General features: G+C 69.4%; 12 protein-coding genes and 1 pseudogene. 7 read left to right on the top strand and 6 right to left on the bottom strand.

Features of this window, described 5'->3' with window-relative positions:
* Nucleotides 1-157: 157 nt before the first annotated feature.
* The 4 genes from H7X47_RS00770 to H7X47_RS00755 form a co-directional block, all read right to left on the bottom strand.
* A complete protein-coding gene (locus H7X47_RS00770; protein WP_193366702.1) occupies nt 158-1,663 on the bottom strand; it encodes an ATP-binding protein in 1,506 nt (501 codons plus the stop codon).
* 39 nt (nt 1,664-1,702) lie between these two features.
* Nucleotides 1,703-2,170 carry a hypothetical protein gene (locus tag H7X47_RS00765; protein WP_193366701.1) on the bottom strand — a complete coding sequence of 156 codons (468 nt, stop codon included), beginning with the start codon at nt 2,168-2,170 and terminating at the stop codon, nt 1,703-1,705.
* Nucleotides 2,171-2,206: 36 nt separating this feature from the next.
* A complete protein-coding gene (locus tag H7X47_RS00760) occupies nt 2,207-4,471 on the bottom strand; it encodes an NADP-dependent malic enzyme (RefSeq protein WP_193366700.1) in 2,265 nt (754 codons plus the stop codon).
* 191 nt (nt 4,472-4,662) lie between these two features.
* A complete protein-coding gene (locus H7X47_RS00755) occupies nt 4,663-5,163 on the bottom strand; it encodes a hypothetical protein (RefSeq protein WP_193366699.1) in 501 nt (166 codons plus the stop codon).
* 296 nt (nt 5,164-5,459) lie between these two features.
* Between H7X47_RS00755 and mutS the strand changes: the two genes are divergently transcribed.
* On the top strand, nt 5,460-8,099 hold the full coding sequence (gene mutS, locus H7X47_RS00750) for a DNA mismatch repair protein MutS (protein ID WP_193367498.1): 2,640 nt from the start codon (nt 5,460-5,462) through the stop codon (nt 8,097-8,099).
* Between the two features lie 22 nt (nt 8,100-8,121).
* Here the strand turns inward: mutS and H7X47_RS00745 are convergent, their stop codons facing one another.
* Complete coding sequence (locus H7X47_RS00745; RefSeq protein WP_193366698.1) at nt 8,122-8,532, bottom strand: hypothetical protein; 411 nt, start codon at nt 8,530-8,532, stop codon at nt 8,122-8,124.
* A gap of 284 nt (nt 8,533-8,816) precedes the next feature.
* Between H7X47_RS00745 and H7X47_RS00740 the strand changes: the two are divergent.
* From H7X47_RS00740 to H7X47_RS00715, 6 genes and pseudogenes are all read left to right on the top strand, one after another.
* A pseudogene (locus H7X47_RS00740) lies at nt 8,817-11,711 on the top strand ([protein-PII] uridylyltransferase); the annotation flags it as partial.
* 268 nt (nt 11,712-11,979) lie between these two features.
* Nucleotides 11,980-13,542, top strand: coding sequence for a murein biosynthesis integral membrane protein MurJ (gene murJ, locus H7X47_RS00735; protein ID WP_193366697.1), 1,563 nt, complete (start codon nt 11,980-11,982; stop codon nt 13,540-13,542).
* Between the two features lie 143 nt (nt 13,543-13,685).
* Nucleotides 13,686-14,714, top strand: a complete 1,029-nt coding sequence (gene trpS / locus H7X47_RS00730; protein WP_193366696.1) for a tryptophan--tRNA ligase — start codon at nt 13,686-13,688, stop codon at nt 14,712-14,714.
* A gap of 154 nt (nt 14,715-14,868) precedes the next feature.
* Nucleotides 14,869-15,408: a universal stress protein gene (locus H7X47_RS00725; RefSeq protein ID WP_193366695.1), complete on the top strand. Its 540-nt coding sequence runs from the start codon at nt 14,869-14,871 to the stop codon at nt 15,406-15,408.
* 134 nt (nt 15,409-15,542) lie between these two features.
* Nucleotides 15,543-16,103, top strand: a complete 561-nt coding sequence (locus tag H7X47_RS00720) for a NifU family protein (protein WP_193366694.1) — start codon at nt 15,543-15,545, stop codon at nt 16,101-16,103.
* 260 nt (nt 16,104-16,363) lie between these two features.
* A complete protein-coding gene (locus tag H7X47_RS00715; protein WP_193366693.1) occupies nt 16,364-17,350 on the top strand; it encodes a glucosaminidase domain-containing protein in 987 nt (328 codons plus the stop codon).
* A 12-nt stretch (nt 17,351-17,362) separates the two neighbouring features.
* Here the strand turns inward: H7X47_RS00715 and H7X47_RS00710 are convergent, their stop codons facing one another.
* The gene (locus H7X47_RS00710; protein ID WP_193366692.1) at nt 17,363-18,499 is read right to left on the bottom strand and encodes a polysaccharide deacetylase family protein; all 1,137 of its coding nucleotides are present in this window, start codon (nt 18,497-18,499) and stop codon (nt 17,363-17,365) included.
* Between the last annotated feature and the right edge of the window lie 13 nt (nt 18,500-18,512).

Here is an 18,512-nt window from a genome sequence, read left to right as displayed (position 1 = left end):
GCGCCAACCTAGGGCTCCTCGGCGATGCTATTACTACAGTTAGATGACAGTTCGATGACAAGCGCCGCGGGGAAGGGGAGAATCTACGGAAACTTAAGGATTTTCCTGCGATTCCCGCGTCTTGAGCGGACTGGAAGGAAGATCTTCCCGGTGCTTTTTATGACGCCCTGGGCGTTGCCAGGGCCGCCGCCGCTTCCGCCGCCGAGGGCAGGTAGACCGAGAAGGTGGCGCCCTCGTCGGGCCGGCTTTCGATCTCCAGCACGCCGCGGTGGCGGTTGATGATGTGCTTGACGATGGCCAGGCCCAGGCCGGTGCCGCCCAGGCGGCGCGAACGCCGGCTGTCGACCCGGTAGAAGCGCTCGGTCAGGCGCGGGATGTGCTCGCGTTCGATGCCCTCGCCCTCGTTGGCGACGGAGATCTTGAGCCCGGCCCGTCCCAGCCGGCGCTCCCCGGCCCCGCCCTTGGCCAGGCGGCGGGCGGAGACCCGGATCACCGTGTTGTCCTCGCCGTACTTCACCGCGTTGTCCAGCAGGTTCTGGAACACCTGGGTCAGCTCGTCACGCTCGCCGAGGACCGGCGGCAGGTTCTCGGCCGTGATCTCGATGCGCATGCCGCGCCGCGCCGCCTCCAGTTCCAGGGTCGAGGCGACGGAGCGCAGGATCTGCTCGATGTCGCTCTGGCTCGAGGGCGCGCTGTGCTCCTGCAGCTCGATGCGCGACAGGGAGAGCAGGTCGTCGACCAGCCGTGACATGCGGTGGGACTGCTCTTCCATGATCTTCAGGAAGCGGTCCTGGGCCTCGGCGTCCTCGCGGGCCGGGCCGCGCAGGGTCTCGATGAAGCCGATCAGGCTGGTCAGCGGGGTGCGCAGCTCGTGGGAAACGTTGGCGACGAAGTCGGCGCGCATGCGCTCGCTCTGCTTCACCCCGGTCAGGTCGTAGAGCGCGATCATCACGCTGGCGCTCTCGCGCGCGGCGCCGGGCAGGCGCAGCACCCGGGCGGCCATGGCCCGCTCCACCTTGCCGGGGATCGAGAACTCGACGCTCTCCTGCTCGCCGCCCTCCAGCACCGCGTCGACGGCGTCCAGCAGCGCCGGATTGCGGACGCCAATCGCCAGGTCGCGCCCCGTCAGGTCTTGGGCCAAATCGTGGCCCAGCAGCGCCTCGGCCGCCGGATTGAGGCGCAGCACCCGGCGGTTCTCCGCCACCAGGATCAGCGGATCGGGCAGGCCCGCCAGCACCGCGGCGTTGAGCGCCATGGTGTCTTCCAGGTCGTGGCGCCGCTCGCGCTGCTCGCGCGCCGTCTCGGAGATGGCTTCGCTGAGCCCCGGCGACAACAGGTCGCCGCCCGAGGGCGCGCCCGGCAGGGGGCTGTCGTCGCCGGCCCGGCGCAGCCGCCCCAGGTAACCGGTCAGGGCGCGCAGGCGGCGGAAGTGCTGGTTCAGCATGACGACCATCAGCCCCAGCACCGCGGCGGCGGCGAGGCCCGCGGCCAGGGGCGGCAGGAGGCCGGCGAAAGCCAGCACCGCCAGCACCAGGGCGCAGGGCAGCCACAGCACCCCGGCGGCCAGCAGCAGGCGGCCCTTTCCGGGATCGGGTTGGGGCTCCGTCCCCGCGCCCTCGCCCGCTGCTGCCTCAGCCCCGCTCTGCGGCGCCTCTTCGCTCATGCTGGATTCCTGCCTGCCGGACAAATCTGGGGCGCGAGTCTAGCACGCCCGCCCGCCCGCTTGCGCGTGAAGCTTTTGCAACGGCTTAACCGCACCCGGCACCAGACGTCGTTTGATGTAGCGATGCATCAGCCAATAGACCAGGACCATGACGGCCATGCTTGCAAGGAACACCAGTGGGCTCTCCTCCAGGTTCCCACGCACTATCATCGCGAGCGGAGGGGCCCAGAGAAAACCGACCATCAGGCACAGCAAGACCACGCCCCAGGCGCGAAACGCCGTCAGGCCCCACGACTTCATGCGCCATAGACCGACAGCGGCGGCGCCGGCGGTCGCGGCATAGGCGAGCGCCAGGGCGATCATGGGAGCGGGAAAACCGGCTACCGGCATCAGAAAAGCGGCATTGCCGATGGCCGACAAAGTCAGCCAGCCCATCAGGAGGCTCAGCAGGGTGGCGCCCAGCGGCCGCTTGCGGCGCGGCGGCTCCGGGATCTCGCGGCCCGTCACCGCGGGCCTCTTTGTCCGGAGGCGTTTCGGCGCATCCTAGTCGCCCGCCTCGGCCTCGTAGGCCGCCAGGGCCGCGGCGGTGACCAGGTCGTTCACCGTGGCGCCGAGCTGGACCACCTGGGCGGGCTTTTCCAGGCCCATGAGGATCGGCCCGATCACCGTGCCGCCGCCGCTCTGCTGCATCAGCTTGGCGGTGATGTTGGCGCTGTGCAGGCCCGGCATGACCAGCACGTTGGCCGGCCCGGAGAGGCGGCAGACGGGATACATCTCCTGCATCAGGGAATAGTTGAGGGCGACGTTGGCCTGCATCTCGCCGTCGTATTCGAAGTCCGGCTCGCGCAGGTCGAGCAGCTGCACCGCGTCGCGGATGCGCTGGGCCGAGGGGTGCCAGGGGTTGCCGAAGTTGGAATAGGACAGCAGCGCCACGCGCGGCTCGTGGCCCAGGGCGCGCGCCGCGGCGGCGGCCTGCATGGCGATGTCGGCCAGCTGCTCGCCGTCGGGCAGCTCGTGCACCGAGGTGTCGGCGATGAAGATGGAGCGCCCGCGCATCACCAGGATCGACAGGCCGATGACCCGGCGCTTGGACTTGGGCGAGATGGCGCGGCGGATGTCCTGGTAGGCGACGCCGAAGCTGCGGGTCAGGCCGGTGACCATGGCGTCGGCCTCGCCGCAGGCCACCATGCAGGCGGCGAAGACGTTGCGGTTCTGGTTGGCCATGCGCTGGCAGTCGCGGCGCAGCTTGCCCTGGCGCCCGAGACGTTCGTAGAGGAAGTCGACGTAGCGCGCGTTGTTCTTGGACAGGCGCGCGTTGTGGATTTCCAGGCCGGAGCTCTCCAGGCCGATCGACTTCATGGTCTCCAGCACGCGCTCCTCGCGCCCGACCAGCACCGGCGTGCCGTAGCCGGCCTGCTGGAAGGCCAGGGCCGCGCGGATGGTGCGCTCCTCCTCGCCCTCGGCGAAGACCACACGCTTGGGGTTCTTCTCGACCTTGTCGAAAATGCGCTGCAGGCTGGAGGCCGTGGGGTCGAGGCGCGCCGAGAGCTGCTGCTCGTAGGCCTTCAGGTCCTTGATGGGCTTGCGCGCCACGCCGCTTTCCATGGCCGCCTTGGCCACGGCCTTGGGCACGTCGACGATGAGGCGCGGGTCGAAGGGCGCCGGGATGATGTAGTTGCGCCCGTAGCGCAACGCTTTGCTCTCGTAGGCGCGGGCGACTTCGTCGGGCACGTCCTCGCGGGCCAGCTTCGCCAGGGCCTCGGCGGCGGCGATCTTCATCTCCATGTTGATGGTCGAGGCGCGCACGTCCAGCGCCCCGCGGAAGAGATAGGGGAATCCGAGCACGTTGTTGATCTGGTTGGGGTAGTCGGAGCGTCCGGTGGCGACAATGGCGTCACTGCGGATTTCGGCGACTTCCTCCGGGGTAATCTCCGGGTCCGGGTTGGCCATGGCGAAGATGATCGGCTGCTCGGCCATGGAGGTGATCATCTCCGCGGTAAAGGCGCCCTTCACCGAGAGGCCCATGCAGACGTCGGCGCCTTTGAAGGCCTCTTCCAGGGTGCGCGCCTCGGTCTTTACCGCGTGCGCCGACTTCCATTGGTTCATGCCTTCGCCGCGGCCCTCGTAGATGACGCCACGGGTATCGCAGAGCAGCACCTGGTCGTGCGGCACGCCCATGGCCTTGATCAGCTCGGTGCAGGCGATGCCGGCGGCGCCGGCGCCGTTGATCACCACCTTGACCTCGGCGACGTTGCGCTTGGTGAGCGCCAGGGCGTTGATGAAGCCGGCGGCGGTGATGATGGCGGTGCCGTGCTGGTCGTCATGGAACACCGGGATGTCCATGACCTCCTTCAGGCGCGCTTCGATGATGAAGCACTCCGGGGCCTTGATGTCCTCCAGGTTCACGCCGCCCCAGGACTTGCCGAGGAAGCGCACGCAGTTGACGAATTCGTCGACGTCCTGGGTGTCGACTTCCAGGTCGATGCCGTCGATATCGGCGAAGCGCTTGAAGAGGACCGCCTTGCCCTCCATCACCGGCTTGGCCGCCTGGGCGCCCAGGTTGCCGAGGCCCAGCACGGCGGTGCCGTTGGAGACGATGGCGACGATGTTGCCCTTGGCCGTGTAGTCGTAGGCCTTGGTCTCGTCCTCGGCGATCTTCAGGCAGGGCGCGGCGACGCCGGGCGAATAGGCCAGCGACAGGTCGCGCTGGGTGGTCAGCGGCTTGGTGGCCTGGATCTCGAACTTGCCGGGCCGGCCGCAGGCATGCAGCTCCAGGGCTTCCTGCTCTGTGATGCGGTCCTTCTTCATGGTCTTTCCTCCCTGCGGCGGCCCGGTTTGCCGGGGTGAGTTCCGGGGCTCCTGCCGCCTCCTGCGGCAGGACTCCCCACGCCCGTCATCGCGGGCGCCCGGCTCAGGACCTTGATTTTCTGTGAACTTTAGTGAGCGCTTGCCGGGCCGTCAAAGGACCCTTTGTCGCCATTCTTGCTTATCGGGACCCCTTATTTCACGTGGCGGTGGACGTCGGCGGCGCCGTGCTGGGTCAGCAGGGCCTCGGCCTTGGCCGCCTGGGCCTCGTCCTCGACCCGCACCCACAGCAGGATGGCCCCGGACTCCAGCGCGCGGGCGAAGGCCTCGGTGTGGGGGGTGGCCCGGATCTCGTCCAGCAGCTCAACCAGGGCGGCGCCGGTCAGGCCGGCGGCCATGGCCCCGGCCACCGCCGCGCCGATGGGGCCGGAGGCGATGGCGATCAGGCCGGCGGCGGTCAGCGGGCCGACGTAGTTGATCTCGCCGACCATTCCGGCCAGGGTCTCCTGCCAGGCCTCGCTGGGGCTGCCCGCGGCGCTCAGCGTTTCGTGGGTGTCGAGGACGGAGAGGTCGTCGTGGCCGAAGCCGGCCTCCCCCAGGGCCTTCACCGCGGCGCTGAAGCTCTCCTTTGTGGAAAAGTTGCCCGCGACCTCGACCGTCACGTCGTCACCGAAACTCTGCGTAGACTCCGCCACCTTGTGCATCTCCTCGAAAAACCCAGGTTCCAGGCCGCTTTGCGGCGCGGCCGGCCCCCTTACCCTGGCCCGCGGCGGCGGCCGCGGGCATTGATCCCGATCACTCCGCCCCCCCGCTTGCCTCGGCAACGGGGGACTGTGATACCCTCGGGCAAAGTAAAGCTCACCGATCGATGACCGCACAAGCAGCGACTTCCACACCTGTCGACGCCGGCGCCAAGTCGGAGGCTAAGTCGGGGGCCAAGCCGGGGGCCAAGACCGCTCTCGCGCCCCCCGCGCCACCGGGCGTGACGCCGATGATGGCCCAGTACCTGGAGATCAAGCAGGCCCATCCCGGCTGCCTGCTGTTCTACCGCATGGGCGACTTCTACGAGCTGTTCTTCGCGGACGCGGAGCAGGCCTCGGCGGCCCTCGACATCGCGCTCACCAAGCGCGGCCAGCACCTGGGCCAGGACATCCCCATGTGCGGTGTGCCGGTGCATTCCGCCGAGGGCTACCTTTCGCGCCTCATCCGCAAGGGCTTCAAGGTCGCCATCTGCGAGCAGATGGAGGACCCCGCCGAGGCCAAGAAACGCGGCAGCAAGTCGGTGGTCAGGCGCGACGTGGTGCGGGTGGTGACGCCCGGCACCATCACCGAGGACGAGCTGCTGGACGCCCGCGCCCACAACTACCTGGCCGCCCTGGCCGAGGCCGGCGGCGGCCTGGGGCTGGCCTGGCTCGACATCTCCACCGGTGTCTTCCAGGCCCAGCCCGTGGCGCCCGAGACCCTGGCCGCCACCCTGGCGCGGCTCGCCCCCGGCGAGCTGATCCTGGCCGAGCGCCAGCTGGAGAAGCCGGACACCTTCGAGGTCTTCGGTGCGTTCAAGGAAAGGTTGACCCCCCTGCCCGGCGCGCGCTTCGACAGCGCCAACGGGACCAAGCGCCTGGAGGAGACCTTCGAGGTGAAGGCGCTGGACGCCTTCGGCGCCTTCAGCCGCGCCGAGCTGGCCGCCGCCGGGGCGCTGCTCGACTACGTGACCCTGACCCAGAAGGGCCGCCTGCCGCGCCTCCTGCCGCCGCGCCGCCTGGCCCTCGGCGCGGTCATGGAGATCGACGCGGCGACCCGGCGCAATCTGGAGCTGACCGAGGCGCTGAGCGGCGGGCGCGCCGGCTCCCTGCTCGCCACCATCGACCGCACGGTGACCGGCGCCGGGGCGCGCCTGCTGGCCACGCGCCTGGCGACGCCGCTGACCGACCCGGCGGCGATTGCCGGACGCCACGACCTGGTCGCCCATTTCCTCGAGGCGACGCACCTGCGCCCGGACCTGCGCGCGCGCCTGCGCCGCTGCCCGGACATCGAGCGCGCGCTTTCCCGCCTCAGCCTGGGGCGCGGCGGGCCGCGCGATCTGGCGGCGATCCGCGACGCGCTGACCGTGGCCGGGGAGCTGCGCGGCATGCTGCAGCAGGGCGGCGAAGGCCCGCCGCTGCTGGCCGAGGCGATCCGCGACCTCGGCCTGCACGACACCCTGGTCGGCCGCCTGGCCCGCGCCCTGGCGCCGGAGCCGCCGATGCAGGCGCGCGACGGCGGCGCCATCGCGCCGGGCTACGACGAGGCCCTGGACGAGCTGCGCGCCCTGCGCGACGACAGCCGTAAATTGATCGCCGGGCTGCAGAAGAACTACGCGGAGGCCAGCGGCGTCACCTCCCTGAAGATCAAGCACAACAACGTGCTCGGCTACTTCATCGAGGTGACGCCGACCCACGCCGACAAGATCGCGACCGGCGGCGACAGCCCCTTCATCCACCGCCAGACCCTGGCCTCGGCGAAGCGCTTTTCCACCGTCGAGCTGTCGGAGCTGGAGCAGAAGATCGCCTCGGCCGCCGAGCGCGCCCTGTCGCTGGAGCTGCAGATTTTCCAGGACCTGGTGGGCGAGGTGCTGGGCCGCGCCGAGGAGATCGCCACGGCGGCCCGCGCCCTGGCCGAGCTGGACGTGGCCGCGGCCCTGGCCGAACTGGCCGAGGCCGAGCGCTGGTGCCGCCCGAAGATCGACGACACCACCGCCTTCCACATCACCGGCGGACGCCACCCGGTGGTGGAGGCCGCCCTGGCCGCCGCCCAGGAAGGCCGCTTCGTCGCCAACGACTGCCGCCTGGAAGACGGCCCAGAAGCTTCAGGTGACGGAGAAGGCCGGCTCTGGCTGGTCACCGGCCCCAACATGGCCGGCAAGTCGACCTTCCTGCGCCAGAACGCGCTCATCGCCGTGCTGGCCCAGATGGGCAGCTACGTGCCCGCCGAAGCCGCCCACATCGGCGTGGTCGACCGCCTGTTCTCCCGCGTCGGCGCCGCCGACGACCTAGCGCGCGGGCGCTCCACCTTCATGGTCGAGATGGTCGAGACCGCGGCCATCCTGAACCAGGCGGGGCCGCGCGCCCTGGTCATCCTGGACGAGATCGGCCGCGGCACCGCGACCTTCGACGGCCTTTCCATCGCCTGGGCCTGCCTGGAGCACCTGCACGAGGTGAACGGCTGCCGCGCCCTCTTCGCCACCCACTACCACGAACTGACCAGCCTGACCGCCAAGCTCGACTCCCTCGCCTGCCACTCCATGCGGGTGAAGGAATGGCAGGGCGACGTGGTCTTCCTGCACGAGGTGACGGCCGGCGCCGCCGACCGCTCCTACGGCATCCACGTGGCCAAGCTGGCGGGCCTGCCCAAGGCGGCGGTGGCCCGCGCCGAGACGGTGCTGGCCAGCCTGGAGCAGGGCGAGCAGGCAGGCGCCCTGACGCGCCTGGCCGACGACCTGCCGCTCTTCGCCGCCACCGCGGCCAAGGCGGCCGAGCCGGAGGTGGCGGAAAGCGCGGTGGAGGCGGCGCTCGGCGAGGTCAATCCCGACGACCTCAGCCCGCGCGAGGCGCTGGAACTGCTCTACCGCCTGAAGGACCTTTCCAAGAATTGAAGCCCGCTCGGGGCGCTTGTTTTCAGGGCGCCGGGGCCGGGATCTGCACGCTCTGCGGCTCACCCAACTGGTCGCGGAAGCGCAGCTCGATGCGCCAGTCGCGATAGCCGGCGGCATAGGCCGCCGGGTCGGGAAGGGGGATCTCCCCGGTCAGGCGCCGGCTGCGCTCGACCCGCTCACTGCCGCGGAAGAGATAGCCGAGGGAAATGTAGGGGTGGACGCCGCTGGAGGAGCCGCCGACGGCGCCGACCGAGACGCCTGGCCCGGCGTTGCCGCCGCTGGCGGTCTCGCGCGTGGACAATTCGCGCTCACGCGCCTGGGTGGCGCCGCCCGCCGGGTCGATCAGCAGCAGCTCGGTGATGGTGCGCCCCGCGGGGATATTGTCCACCGTCACCGTCAGCTTCTGGTCGGCCACCCGCGAGGAGATGTGCATGGGCCGCGGGGTGTCGTCCCGGCCCGCGCAGGCGGCGACAGCCAGAACCAGGAGCGTCGGGAGAAGGATTGTTGGCCTGCGAACGGGCCTTAAGACGTAGCTCAGGATTTGTGTCATAATTTCCGTCAGGTCGGCCGCTGTGCTGCGGGTTTCGAAGATGCTCTTCCGGCAATATAGTGTGCCGCTCCGGCAGGCAGGCCTGGACAAGCGCCCGATGAGGGCCGATGTGAAGGCCTGAGGACACCAGCACCGGTCCCGAGAGACCGGGGCGACCAAAGGATAGCATGCCCAGTTCCGTCGACATCGCCGCGCCGCGCGACGTCCCCGCCGACAGCCCCGGCGGCAAGGACGCCAGCGAGACCCTGCCGCCCGAAGAGGCCCTGGCCGAGGCGGCCGGCACGCGCATCGAAAATCCGCGCGCGGTCGTCAACCGCCGCAAGCTGATGGCGGGCCTGGGCGGAGCCTTCGAGCAGGTCCCCGCCGGCCCCAAGCAGCGCGCCGCCGTGCTGGCACTCTTGAAGGAGGCGCTGGCGGCCGGCCGCGCCGAGGTGCGCCGCCGCTTCGAGGAGGAGGCGGCCAACGGCACCGCGACGGTGCGCGCCGAATCCTACCTGGTCGATCAGATCATCCGCGTGGTCTACGACCACGTCAGCCAGCGCCTCTACCCCATCGCCAATCCCTCTACCGGCGAGCGGCTGTCGCTGGTCGCCGTCGGTGGCTACGGACGCGGCGAGCTGGCGCCGCAGTCGGACATCGACCTGCTGTTCCTGCTGCCCTACAAGCTGACTCCGCGCAGCGAGCAGGTAGTGGAGGAGATCCTCTACCTGTTGTGGGACATGGGCTTCAAGGTCGGCCATTCGACGCGCACGGTGAACGAATGCATCCGCCTGGCCAAGGGCGACATCACCATCTGCACGGCGCTGCTGGAGGCGCGCTGGCTGTGGGGCGACCAGGCGCTCTACCGCGAAATGCGCCAACGCTTCCAAAAGGACGTGCAGGCCGGCGGCGGCGCCAAGTTCATCGAGGCCAAGCTGACCGAGCGCAAGGCGCGCCACGACCGCTTCGGCGGCTCGCGCTACGCGCTGGAGCCCAACATCAAGGAGGGCAAGGGCGGCCTGCGCGACCTGCACACGCTCTTCTGGATGGCCAAGTTCCTCTACAACGTCGACGACATCTCGACGCTGGTCCAGCGCAAGGTCTTCACCGCCTCCGAGGTGCAGCGCTTCGACAAGGCGTTGAACTTCCTGTGGAGCCTGCGCTGCCACATGCACTACATCTCCGGGCGCGCCGACGAGCGGCTGACCTTCGACATGCAGAAGGAAATCGCGCCGCGCATGGGCTTCACCCCGCACGGCGGCCTGATGGACGTCGAGCGCTTCATGAAGCGCTACTTCCTCATCGCCAAGGAGGTCGGCGACCTGACGCGCATCTTCTGCGCCGTCATCGAGGCCGAGCACGACCGCCGATCACGCTTCCGCCTGCCGACCCTGCGCCGGCGCCGCAAGATCGAGGGCTTCGGCCTGGAGGGCGACCGCCTCACCGTCTCCGATCCGCAGGTCTTCAGCGAAGACCCTGTGGAGATGCTGCGCATCTTCCAGGTGGCGCAGAAGCACGAGCTGGACATCCACCCGGAAACCCTGCGCGCCGTCACCCGCAAGCTGAAGCTGGTGAACAAGGTGCTGCGCGAGGACCCCACGGCCAACGCCATCTTCCTCGACATGCTGACGTCGGAGAAGGATCCGGAGACGACGCTGCGCCGCCTCAACGAGGCCGGCGTTCTCGGCCGCTTCCTGCCTGACTTCGGGCGCGTGGTCGCGCAGATGCAGTACAACATGTACCACTCCTACACCGTGGACGAGCACACCATCTTCGCCATCGGCATCCTGCACGCCATCGAGCAGGGCGACCTGGCCGAGGCGGCGCCGATCGCCACCGAGGTGGTGCACAAGGTGCTCTCCCGGCGCGTGCTCTACATGGCGGTGCTGCTGCACGACATCGCCAAGGGGCGCGGCGGCGACCACTCGGAGCTGGGCGCCAAGGTGGCGGAGAAGGTCTGTCCGCGCGTCGGCCTCGACGAGGCGGAGACCGAGACCGTGTCCTGGCTGGTGCTGCACCACCTGGCCATGAGCGACACCGCCTTCAAGCGCGACATCGACGACCCCAAGACCATCCGCGACTTCGCGGACCTTGTGCAGTCGCCCGAGCGCCTGCGCCTGCTGCTGGTGCTGACCGTCGCCGACATCCGCGCCGTCGGCCCGGGCGTGTGGAACGCCTGGAAGGCGGCGCTCTTGCGCGACCTCTACTGGCGCACGGAATCGGTGCTCGGCGGCGGGCTCGCCGCCAAGGGCCGCGATGTCCGCGTGAAGGCGGCCAAGGAAACCCTGAAGGACAAGCTGAAGGAAGCCGGCTGGACGCAGAAGGACATCACCGCCCATCTGCGCCGCGGCTACCCTTCCTACTGGAGCGGCCTCGACAGCGACAGCCACCTGCGCCACGCGCGCCTGGTGCGCGAGGCCGAGGCCTCGGGCGCGCCGCTGACCATCGACACGCGCATCGACCGCTACCGCGAAGCCACGGAGGTCACGGTCTACACCCCCGACCACCCGGGCCTCTTCAGCCGCATCGCCGGGGCCATGGCGGTGGCAGGCGCCTCGATCACCGCGGCGCGTATCTTCACCCTGTCGAACGGCATGGCGCTGGATTCGTTTTACGTGGAAGACGCCCAGGGCGGGCCCTTCGACCAGCCGGGCAAGCTGGCGCGCCTCTCCTCGGCCATCGAGCAGTCCCTGGCCGGGCGCATGCGGCCGCTGCAGGAGCTGCAGGCCCAGCAGTCGCCGATTCCCAGCCGCTTCAAGGTCTTCAAGGTCTCCCCGCGGGTTCTGATCGACAACAAGGCGAGCCGCGCCCACACGGTGATCGAGGTGAACGGCCGCGACCGCCCCGGTCTGCTCTATCTCGTCACCATGACGCTGACCAAGCTGGACCTGATCATCAAGTCGGCGCGCATTGCCACCTACGGCGAACGCGCGGTCGACGTCTTCTATGTGCAGAACGCGCTGGGCGCGAAGATCGAGAACAAGCAGAAGCTGCGCAGCATCGAGAAGAAGCTGCTGGCGGTCTTCGAGGAAGGCGAGTGCGCGCCTGCCAAGACGGATGGGGCCAAGAAGGACACCGGGAAAAAGGTGACCCGCAAGTCCGTGCGCAAGGCGGCGTCGAAGAAGGCTGTGGCCAAGAAGGAGGCGGCCAGGAAGGAGGCGGCCAAGAATGCGGCGGCCAAGAGCAGCGCGCCGAAGGGTGCGGCCAAGAAGTCGGCGGCCCCCGGCCCCCGCAAGGCCCCGGCCCGGGGCGCCGCGTCCCGCAAGTCGCGCTAGAGGCCGGCGGCGTGGCGGTGCCTGCGCGTCTTTACTTGTTTGCAGTTCCGCCACATTTCTCTAAGACCTTTCGGGCATGAGCCTCGTTCGTTCCGTCGCCACCGTCGGGGGTTATACCGGCATCAGCCGCATCCTCGGCTTCGTGCGTGACATCCTGATCGCCAACGCGGTCGGCGCCAGCCCGGTGGCCGACGCCTTCTTCGCGGCCTTCCGCCTGCCCAACCTGTTCCGCCGGCTCTTCGCCGAGGGCGCCTTCAACGCCGCCTTCGTGCCGCTCTTCGCCCGCCGCCTGGAGCAGGAGGGCGAGGCCTCGGCCCGGCGTTTCGCCGAAGAGGCGCTCTCGGTGCTGGTCACCGGCCTGCTGATCCTCCTGGCGCTCTGCATGGCCGGCATGCCCTGGTTCATCTACGTGATCGGCTCGGGCTTCTCACAGAACCCGGAGAAGCTGGCGCTGGCCGTGGAGCTGACGCGCATCACCTTCCCCTACCTGCTGTTCATGGCGGTGGTGGCGCTCTTGAGCGGTATCCTCAATTCGCTCTACCGCTTCGCCGCGGCCGCGGCGGCGCCGATCCTGCTGAACATCATCTTCATCGCCGCGCTGGTCGCCGTGCTGCCCTTCACCGGGGCGCCGGGCCACGTCATGGCCTGGGCGGTCTGCGTCTCCGGCGCCGCGCAGTTCGTCTTCCTGGTAATCGCGGCAAAGCGGGCGGGCATGGCGCTGCGCTTCCCGCGCCCGCGCCTTACCCCCGGCGTGCGCCGGCTGCTGGTGCTCATGGCGCCGGGCCTGCTTTCGGCCGGGGCGCTGCAGATCAACATCTTCGTCGGCTCCTCCATCGCCTCCTGGCAGGAGGGCGCCTTCTCCTTCCTCTACTACGCCGACCGGGTTTACCAGCTGCCGCTGGGCCTCATCGGCATCGCCATCGGCATCGTCCTGCTGCCTGACATGGCCCGGAAACTGCGCGCCGGCAACGAGGACCAGGCCATGCACAGCCTGAACCGCGGGCTGGAGTTCGCCCTGCTGCTGACCCTGCCGGCGACGGTGGCCCTCATCGTCATCGCCGGGCCGATCATCGGCGGCCTCTTCCAGCACGGCCGCTTCGGGGCCGCCGACGCGGCGGCCACCGCGGCGGCGCTGGTCGCCTTCGGCTGGGGCCTGCCGGCCTATGTGCTGGTGAAGATCCTGCAGCCGGCCTTCTACGCCCGCGAGGACACGGTGACGCCCTTCCGCTACTCCGTGGTCTCGGTGGTCGCCAACATCGTGCTCAGCCTGGCGCTGTTCTGGCAGTTCCGCCACGTCGGCATCGCGATGGCCACCACCCTGGCGGCCTGGCTCAACACCGGCCTCCTGATGCTCTCGCTCCGGCGCTACGGCTTCTGGGCGCTGGACGCGCGGTTCCGCGCCCGCCTGCCGCGCATCGCCGCCGCATCGCTGGGCATGGGCGCCGCGCTCTGGGGGCTGCAACTGGCGACCGAGGCCTTCCTGGACGGCGACCGCTTCGTCGAACGGGCGATTGCCCTGGCGATCCTGGTGGCCGCGGGTCTGGTGGTCTTCGGGGCCCTGGCCTTCGGCCTGGGCGCGGTCTCGCGGGCCGACCTGGCGGGGTCCCTCAAGCGGGGCGGCGGCGCCGCGGCGGACTAGAGCCCCTTCGCGCAGGCCCCCTCTGCAGCCTCAGTCCTTGACCGCCCCCGCCCGGCCAGCGATAACCCCCGCTGCATCGCGGCCCCTTTCTCACCCAGAGCCGGGCCGCTTCCTTCAGTGAATTCAACACCGCAGTAACAGGCATGAAACGGATCTTTTCGGGCGTTCAGCCCTCGGGCAACCTGCATCTCGGCAACTACCTGGGGGCCATCAGGAATTTCGTGGCCCTGCAGAGCGACTTCGACTGCATCTACTGCGTCGTCGACCAGCACGCCATCACCCTGTGGCAGGACCCGGAGGTGCTGCGCCAGCGCACCCGCGAGGTGACCGCCGGTTACCTGGCCGCCGGCATCGATCCGAAGACCTCCATCATCTTCAACCAGTCGCAGGTCGCCGCCCATTCGCAGCTCGCCTGGGTGTTCAACTGCGTGACGCGGCTCGGCTGGCTGAACCGCATGACCCAGTTCAAGGACAAGGCCGGCAAGAACCGGGAGAAGGCTTCTTCCGGCCTCTACGTCTATCCCAACCTCATGGCCGCCGACATCCTGGTCTACAAGGCGACGCACGTGCCGGTCGGCGAGGACCAGAAGCAGCACCTGGAGCTGACCCGCGACATCGCGCAGAAGTTCAACAACGACTACGGCGTGGAGTACTTCCCCATCGTCGAACCGTTGATCCAGGGCACGGCGACCCGCGTCATGTCGCTGCGCGACGGCGCCAAGAAGATGAGCAGCTCCGACCCCTCGGACGCCGCGCGCATCAACATGACCGACGACGCCGACGCGGTGGCCAAGAAGATCCGCCGGGCCACCAGCGACTCCGATCTGCTGCCCGGTCCCTCGGTGGTCGGCCCGGACGGCCAGTTCAGCGCCGAGTTCCGCCAGGCCCGCCCGGAAGCGGCCAACCTGCTGACCATCCTCGCCGCCCTGCAGGGCGAGGACCTGGCCAAGGTGGTGGCCGCGTTCGAGGGCAAGGGTTTCGCCGATTTCAAGAAGGTGCTGACCGACGTGGCCGTCTCCAGCCTCGGCCACATGGGCGCCGAGATGAAACGGATGGTGAACGACACCCACTACGTCGACTCGGTGCTGCGTGACGGCGCCGAGCGGGCCCAGGCCATCGCCGCGCCGATCATCGAACAAGTTTATGATATCGTGGGCTTTTTGCGGCCCTAGCACGCCGCTCGGCGGGCCCCTGCAACTGCGCGCCCGCAAGAGGGCGCCCGCAAGAGGACGCCTGCAAGAGGACGATTGCGCAGACTTGCCTGCTGGTGGCAGGATTCGCCCGCACGGACGCCTCCTTAGATAAGAACCGCCAAAGGAACCCCGCATGGCAGACGTCCCCCCATCGACGACCAGCCGCCCGCCCGGCGAAACGTCGGCCGAGGAGGCCGCGGCCAGGCACCGTGAGAGCCGCGTCTTCCTGGTTGTGGTCGACGAGACCGAGGAAATGCGCGTGGCCCTGCGCTTCGCCGCCCTGCGCGCGCGCAGCACCGGTGGCAAGGTCGCCATGCTCTACGTGGTGGAGCCCTCGGAGTTCCAGCACTGGATGTCGGTCGGCGATCTGATGCGTGAAGAGGCGCGCACCGAGGCCGAGCAGGTGCTGCAGCGCCTGGCCGCGGAGGTCAGCGAACTGGCCGGCTCCCTGCCGGTGCTCTACGTGCGCGAGGGCGACCGCCGCGACGAACTGCTGGCCCTGCTGGACGAGGAACCCAACATCTCGATCCTGGTGCTCGGCGCCTCCACCGGCAAGCGCGGGCCCGGCCCCCTGGTCTCCGCCATGACCGGCAAGTTCCTGGGCCGCCTACATATTCCGGTGACCGTGGTGCCCGATTCCATGACCGTTGAGGAGATCGACGGGGTGACCTGAGGCGGCCCGGCCGCCCGCAGCCGACACCATCTTGACTAAACTTGACCAAATTGGTCAGATTTGGACCTTGGCGCTTGAAGCGGGCCCCTCCGGGACCCAGATTGAAGCGTGAAGCCTTTAGGAGACAGCGTCCCATGTTCATCCAGACCGAACAGACCCCCAACCCGGCGACCTTGAAGTTCCTGCCGGGGCGCGAGGTGCTCGACGCGGGCACGGCCAACTTCACCTCCGGCGAGGACGCGGCGCGCTCGCCGCTGGCTGAACGCCTCTTCGCGGTCGAGGGCGTGGTCGGCGTCTTCTTCGGCACCGACTTCGTTTCCGTCACCAAGGAAGACGCGCGCGAGTGGTACCTGCTGAAGCCGGCTATCCTGGGCGTCATCATGGAGCACTTCACCGCCGGCCGTCCGGTCATGCTGGAAGACGCCGGCGCGGGCGATGAGGGCCACAGCGAGTCCGGTGAGGACAGCGAGGTGGTCAGCCAGATCAAGGAACTGCTCGACACCCGCGTGCGTCCGGCGGTTGCCCAGGACGGCGGCGACATCGTGTTCCGCGGTTTCGACAAGGGCGTCGTCTACCTGCACATGCAGGGCGCCTGCCAGGGCTGCCCCAGTTCCACCGCCACCTTGAAGATGGGCATCGAGAACATGCTGCGCCATTACATTCCCGAGGTGGTTGAGGTTCGCCCCGTCCTCTAAACCGCGCCGTATTTCCCATCGCCTTTACACCGCCCGGTGAAGTCACAGTTTTGTCCCGACCGCGCCGCGGCCGGAGGGGGCGTCTGCGCGGCAAGCGCTTGAAAAGACGCAGCTTGCCCCCGCCGCCGCGCAAGCGGGCGGGCGCCGATGGGTTAGACGGACTGTCCCTTCGATAACGGAATCTTCGCGAAGCCGACCTAGGCTTGCCCCTGGGTCGGGAAGGCACTTCAAGTATCAACGATAAGCGAGGCGCTGAGGCGATGGTGGCACAGGTGGCGGCGATGGTCGCCGAATGGCAGCCGGTTGTGGAGCGTTACGCCAAGCAAGGAAATCGTCATCTGGCGGGGCGCGTCGCCCTGCTCTGCGGTCTCTTCGGACTCTTCCTTTTGACGGCGGTGTGGTTCGGCGCCGAACCCCTGCCGCGTTCGGCCTGGCAGGAACTTGGCCTCGCAACCGAGGCGCCGGTGCTGCGCCGCGTCTACGCGCGCGACGCCGAAGCGCTGGATCGGATCTTCGCCGACAACGACTACCGCCTGGCCGCCGTGATGAACGGCGCGCCGGTGCCGCGGCTCTCCGTCACCGCCCTGCCGCGCGACATGGAGAGCATCGCCGACAGCGAGGCGCGCAAGCGCCTCTTCCTGCGCAGCCTGCTGCCCCTGGTGCTGCAGGCCAACGCCGAACTGAGCCGGGCGCGCGCCAAGGTGATCTCCGCCCTGGACGCCCGGGCGGCGGGCCGCCTGGGTGCCACCGACGCCCTGTGGCTCGACAGTGTGGCCGAATGGTACGGCGCCGCGCCCGGTGACGCCGCCGATCTGTTGAGCCGCATCGACGCCGTGCCGCCCAGCCTGGCGCTGGCGCAGGCGGCCCAGGAAAGCGGCTGGGGCACCTCGCGCTTCGCGATCCGCGCCAACGCCCTCTTCGGACAGCGCAGTTGGGGTGACGGCGCCGAGGGTCTGAAGCCCGCCGCGGCCGAGCGCCGCGACTTCAAGGTGCGCGGCTTTCCCGATCTGATGAGCGCGGTGCGCGCCTACCTGCACAACCTGAACAGCCACCGCGCCTACCAGGACCTGCGCCAGCGCCGCGCAAGGGCCCGGGCGCTGGGCACGCCGCTGCACGCCCTCAATCTCGTGGGCGGTCTCAAGAGCTATTCGGAAGAGGGTCAGTCTTATGTGCTGGCGCTCAGCGAGCTCATCACCAGCAACGACCTGCAGGCCCTGGACGGGGTGACGCTCAGCCCGCGGCGCTGACGCGCCCGGACTTCAGCGCACCGCCTCCTTCGCCACCACAAACTGGGTGCCGAACCAGCGCCAGCGTCCACTGTCGTCGCGCAGGGTGCAGTTGATGCGCACCCGCCCGGCTGGCAGGGGCGCGTCGAAGCGCAGCTCGATGCGCTGATCCAGCTTCATGACCTGCGGCTCGCCCGCAGAAGCAAAGCAGTTGAGGCCGCTCAGGTTGCCCTGCGCGCCGACCACGGTGAAGCCGACGTTGGGCGGGTTCTGGCTCGCCTCGCGCAGGCTCATGTCGGCCGGCGTGATGCCGTCGACCGGCAGCGGCAGGGCGCCCGCCACCAGCCGGAAGCGTTCCATGTCGCCGTAAGCCTCGTTCAGCGGAAAGCGCGGCAGGGTGAAGCGGTCGCTCATCTCGCCCAGGGCGCCGGAATGCTGACCGAAGGCCGCCGTGAAGCCGGCGTCGATCACGTTCTGGCGCAGCTCCAGGCTGGCCTCGCCGTAAGGATAGGCGAAGAGCTGCGGCACCGCGTTCAGTTCGGCGGTGAAACGCCGGCTCGCCTCCGCCAGGTCGGCGCGCTGTTCGGCCGGGCTCAGCCAGGCCATGTGGGCGTGGGCGTCGCCGTGGTGGCCGATGGTGACCAGCGGGTCGGCGGCCATCTCGCGCAGCTGCGCCCAGCTCATGTAGCTGGGCAGACCGAGGTCCAGCGGCTCGGTGGAAACGAAGATGGTGACCGGCAGCCCCGCCGCCTTGAGGCGCGGCCAGGCCTCCCGGTAGACCGAGAGCGCCGCATCGTCGATGGTGATGGCGATGGCGTGTTCGGGCAGGGCCTCGCCGCGATTGAGCCGCGCCAGGATCTCCGGCAGAGCCAGGACCTGATACTTCCCCGAGGTCAGCTCGGCCAGGTGAGCCTCGAACTGCTCCAGACGTACCGAGGTGGACGGCAGGGAGTCCTCGCCGAAGCGGTGGTACATCAGGACCGCCGCGCCGTTGTCGGCGGCGTGCATCTGCTGGGTGGCGGACGGCGGCTGCGCCACCGTCGGCTGCGACGGCGTCTCCTGTGCGGCCAGCGGCGCGGCGCTCAGATAAAGTCCCGCCGCCAGGCACAGCGCTCCGGTCAGGCGGAGCGCCTGCGCCCGGGCTTCCTGGCTCTTGTCATTCCATCGCATGCCAGCTCTCTCC

It is taken from the genome of Pelagibius marinus, assembly GCF_014925385.1.
In the GTDB taxonomy this organism is placed as follows: Bacteria; Pseudomonadota; Alphaproteobacteria; order Kiloniellales; family Kiloniellaceae; genus Pelagibius; species Pelagibius marinus.
The sequence above is the reverse complement of the archived record's forward strand: the minus strand, read 5'-3'. Positions and strand labels throughout refer to the sequence as shown.